At 57.9% G+C, this 2,837-nt stretch carries 4 protein-coding genes; all 4 read right to left on the bottom strand.

Annotated features, from left to right (window positions below; genetic code table 11):
- A partial coding sequence (gene udk, locus ACETWG_13430) for a uridine kinase (GenBank protein ID MFB0517585.1) occupies positions 1 to 438 on the bottom strand: 438 nt, incomplete at its 3' end.
- The gene (locus ACETWG_13425; protein MFB0517584.1) at positions 419 to 775 is read right to left on the bottom strand and encodes a cytidine deaminase; all 357 of its coding nucleotides are present in this window, start codon (positions 773 to 775) and stop codon (positions 419 to 421) included. The genes udk and ACETWG_13425, both read right to left, overlap by 20 nt.
- Positions 776 to 794: 19 nt before the next feature.
- The gene (locus ACETWG_13420) at positions 795 to 1,568 is read right to left on the bottom strand and encodes a rhomboid family intramembrane serine protease (GenBank protein MFB0517583.1); all 774 of its coding nucleotides are present in this window, start codon (positions 1,566 to 1,568) and stop codon (positions 795 to 797) included.
- On the bottom strand, positions 1,568 to 2,837 hold a 1,270-nt coding region (locus ACETWG_13415; protein MFB0517582.1), incomplete at its 5' end, for a hypothetical protein. The genes ACETWG_13415 and ACETWG_13420, both read right to left, overlap by 1 nt.

The raw sequence follows: 2,837 nt of genomic DNA, 5'->3' as shown, positions 1-2,837 counted from the left end.
GCGGATGATGCGGACATCGTCGGCGGTATCCACATAAATTTTGATGTCCATGAGCTCCCGAACTGCAGGATCAGCCAGCACTAGAATACCTTCCAGGACAATAAGTTGGTGCCCGCTGAGATGCCGGGTTTCGGCCTTACGAGTATGCGCTGAGTAATCATAGATGGGAACATCCACCGATTTGCCAGCCAGGAGCGCTTTCAAGTCTTGCTGCATGCGCTTGAAATCCACCGAATCGGGGTGGTCAAAGTTCACGTACATCCGCTCGGCGGGGGGTAGATGGCCCAGGTCATGATAATAGGAATCCTGCTCCAGCACCACTACATCCTCGCGTCCCAGTTCTTTCATCAGCGCTTTGGCGATGGAGGTTTTACCCGAGCCTGTACCTCCCGCAATCCCGATCAGTATGGCGTTGGATTTAGGTTTTCTTGAGGTCAAAGGGGTAGGGTAGGAGTTGTGCTGTGGAGAACTCTTTTCGAGACTGTCGGTCAGGCCCCAGCACGTAGATGGGGATCTCGCCGCATTGTTCGTAAATCACCTGGCGGCAGGCGCCGCAAGGCAAGCCGCAGCCATCATTGGAGACAATGGCCAGGGCCTTGAAGCCGGTCTCGCCCGCAGCAATGGCCCCGAAAATGGCCACGCGTTCGGCGCAGATGGTGGTGGGAAAGGCATCGGACTCAATGTTGCATCCGGGGTAGATCTTACCAGAGTCAGCCAGGACGGCGGCACCTACAGGATAGCCGCTGTGGGGCGCTCTAGCTCGCGCTTGGGCCAAGCGCGCCTGTGCAATTAGCTCAGAAATATCCACCATGCTTGAAACGGAATTTACGGCCCCGTGTCGAAATTGCCATGTAGGAAAAACCAGCTGCAAACCCGCCGATATGCTCGAACCACGCTACGCCGCCCGACAGCTGCATCGGCAGACTCACCAGGCCGTAGATGGCCTGTATCAGGAACCACATTCCGAGAACAATAGTGGCAGGCAGGCGCAGAGTGGTGATGAAAATGAAGATGAAAACCAGTACGTGGATCCGTACGCGGGGATAGCGCACCAGATAGCCACCCATTACCCCTGAGATGGCCCCGCTGGCACCTACCACCGGGACCATGCTGCTGGGGACGACCATCAGGTGCAACAGCCCGGCGGCAAGCGCCGTCAGGAGATAGAACAGAGCGAACCTTACATGCCCCAGAGCTCCCTCCACATTATCGGCGAAGACGTAGAGAAAGAGCATGTTGCCGATAATATGCATCCAACCGGCGTGCAGGAAGGGGGAGGTGAACAAGGTCACCGGACGCGGCAGTAGCTGCACCTCCGCGAGGTCGCTTAAAAGGGCTCGCTGGTAGAAGCGGCTCAGCAGCTCCCGATTGTATTCGAGGACTGCCTGGGCATCCCCACTCCAGAAATAAGCCGGGACGAGACCAAAACGGAGGGTGAAGGCGTGCTGGGCTACGGTGCCTGTCAGGAGAATCTGGTAGATAAAGATCAGCACATTCACTGCCAGGATGGCGTAAGTCACGTACGGAATGAGGATGCGAGGGTTATCGTCTTTATAGGGAATGAACATTACCTGATATAGAAGGTGACTGTCCTGGTGGCGGTATTGCCCAGCTGGTCGCTGGCGGTAATCACGATTTCATGTTCTCCCCGCTGGAGCGGGGCCGGTAGTTCGTAGGTCACGGCCTTCCGGAAGGTATTGTACTCGAAGATCCGAGGCTTGCGGTCCAGGGTCAATGAAATGGCCGTTTCGTCCTTGATCCCAGCCACGCGGTCCTCGACGTTGAAATGAATCCGGCGCAGGTCCCGCCGGCGATAGGTGGCACCATTTCCCGGTGCCTTGAGTTCGATGAGTGGTGGTTCCGTTTCTTCCAGGAGGGCGAAAACCTCCGCGCTGGTGGTCAGGGCACGATAGGTCCGGGTCTCGATAAGGTTGTCCGGGTCCGTGGGACCGGCGGGTGTCATGAACTCCCAGCCGGTCTTCTGGTCCAGGTAGAATATACCGGCATGGTCCGGCAGGAGGCGAGTGGTGGGAACCAGCATCTGCAGTCCCATCGGTTCTTTAAAAGGCCGGGTGAAGGGTCCGACCTTCACAGGGAGCATCACGAACCGTGAGCCGTCAGGCGGGGATACATCGGCCGGGGAAAACCAGACGAAGGTACTGTCGTAGAACGTTTCCGGATGAAATTCCAGCAGGGTGTTCCCGCTCGGATCGGCAAGCCGTCCCCGCTCCGCGGGAGCAATCACGGCCCCAGCAACTGGAAAGCGCACCTCGTAAGCCGGGTTCAGGTTTACCCGAATGATCACCTCTTTCAGACCGACTACCCGGGCCAGACAAAGTGTGGGAGAGACGAAATCCACCGGGCTGACCATCCGGGTAGGGTATCGTTGGATACCCTCACCAGTGCGCAGGAGGATCTCGGGCGATACCGGTAGGTAATAGTCACTACTGACCTGAAATATGATCCCGTTGTCCAGATGTTCGATCTGGAGCTCAAATTTGCGCTGGTTGGTGGTATCCTCTTCGGGAAAGAGGCTGAGATGAACCGGTTCCAGTCGGGCCCCCCAGCGATCTATCCCGATGATCTGGACGATACGCCGTTGGCCGGAATTTCCAGGCACTACGAACTGCTGCCGCCTGCTGGCCGGTTGTTTGGATCGGTGGCTGAACCGGTCCACCAGCCTACCCCGGGTATCGAAGAAGAAGGCGTGGTACTGCCGCAGGGGTGTGCTGGAATCCAACGTCACGATCCAGCCGTCCTGCTCATCCGACCAGGCCGCTGAAGCTTCCAGACGGGTAGGTGGGGTGTAGGCCAGCACACCGGTGAGCAGAGCCACG

This window comes from Candidatus Neomarinimicrobiota bacterium (assembly GCA_041862535.1).
Taxonomy (GTDB): Bacteria; Fidelibacterota; Marinisomatia; order SCGC-AAA003-L08; family TS1B11.
This window is presented reverse-complemented; position numbering and strand designations above follow the sequence as displayed.